Annotated in this window: 1 protein-coding gene; it reads left to right on the top strand. The window is 43.9% G+C overall.

From position 1 onward, the window contains the following. Window positions 1-1,466: GAF domain-containing protein (locus tag QUA71_RS29105; RefSeq protein WP_333290477.1), on the top strand; the 1,466-nt coding region annotated here is incomplete at both ends.

Raw genomic sequence — 1,466 nt, 5'->3', positions numbered from 1 at the left:
AAATTCTACCTGTCATGGGGTAAAGAAACGATCGCCCAAGTTTATATGCAAAACGCTCATTATAGCTACCAAGTTTGGGGTGCTGTAGCTAAAGTCGAGCATTTAGAAGAAAAATACCCCCAATTACTAACTCGAACATCAGCCAAGACAACAACTCAAACAAAAGCTAACCGAAAAACAACTACCACGCCTACTACCACTAGCACTAATTTAGGAGAGACGCTAGATTTAGCCACAGTAATGAAAGCTTCCCAAGCGATTTCCGGAGAAATAGTTTTAAGTAAATTGCTAGAAAGATTGATGAAAATCGCCATCGAAAATGCAGGCGCCCAAAAAGGCTTTTTAATTTTAGAAAAAGCAGGAAACTGGGCCATCGAGGCTGAAGGTTCCGTCAACGAGGAGGAAATTAGCGTGCTGCGCTCGCATCCCCTGAATGCAGAAGCAGCTTCTGGGGAAACGCTAAAACTCGCAAGTGCGATCGCCCACTACGTCATCCGCACCCAGGAAAACGTAGTTTTAAATAACGCCACCCAAGAGGGACAATTTACCCGCGATCCTTACATAGCAGCCACTCAACCCAAATCCATTCTCTGCACCCCTCTGATACACCAAGGCAAACTGACAGGCATTCTTTACCTAGAAAATAACCTCACAGAAGGAGCTTTCACTACAGATAGACTAGAACTGTTAAAATTGTTATCGGCCCAAATAGCCATTTCCATTGAAAATGCCCAACTCTACAATAACTTGCAGGAGTTCAATCAAAACTTAGAGCAATTAGTGTGCGATCGCACCCACGAATTATCCAACGCCTTAGAGCACTTAAAAGCTACTCAAAGTAAGCTAGTTGAAGCCGAAAAAATGGCATCCCTGGGAGGATTAGTAGCAGGCGTCGCCCACGAAATTAATACTCCCATCGGCGTCGGCGTCACCGTTGCGTCAGCTTTAGCAGAACATACTGCAGAATTTGCTTCTACTTATAACAGTGGCAAAATGAAACGCTCAGAACTCGAAGAATTTTTGGAGATAGCCACCACTAGCAGCAACACCCTTCTCACCAATCTCAATCAAGCAGCAGCATTAGTTCGGAGCTTTAAAGAAGTAGCAGTCGATCGCTCCAGCGAAGAACGGCGAACCTTCAGAGTCAGAGATTATCTCGATGAAATTTTAATCCAATTAAAACCCAAATTGAGAAATAGCAAACATTCGATCGAAATTAAAGGAGACAGCAAAATAGCCCTAGATTCTTATCCAGGTGCATTATCCCAAGTTATCACAAACTTGCTGATGAACTCTCTGATTCACGCTTACGAACCGGGCGCCAGTGGAAAGCTAGCTTTTGATTGGCAGCAAGAGGGAACTCGGCTTAGATTGGAATATTCCGATGACGGTCAAGGCATTCCCCCTGAAAATTTAAGTAAAATTTTCGAGCCATTCTTTACTACAAAACGCGGTCAGGGTGGTAG

The sequence above is a fragment of the Microcoleus sp. MON1_C5 genome (assembly GCF_036701875.1).
Taxonomy (GTDB): Bacteria; Cyanobacteriota; Cyanobacteriia; order Cyanobacteriales; family Microcoleaceae; genus Microcoleus.
Note: the sequence above shows the minus strand (reverse complement) of the source record. Positions and strands in the feature narration are given on the sequence as shown.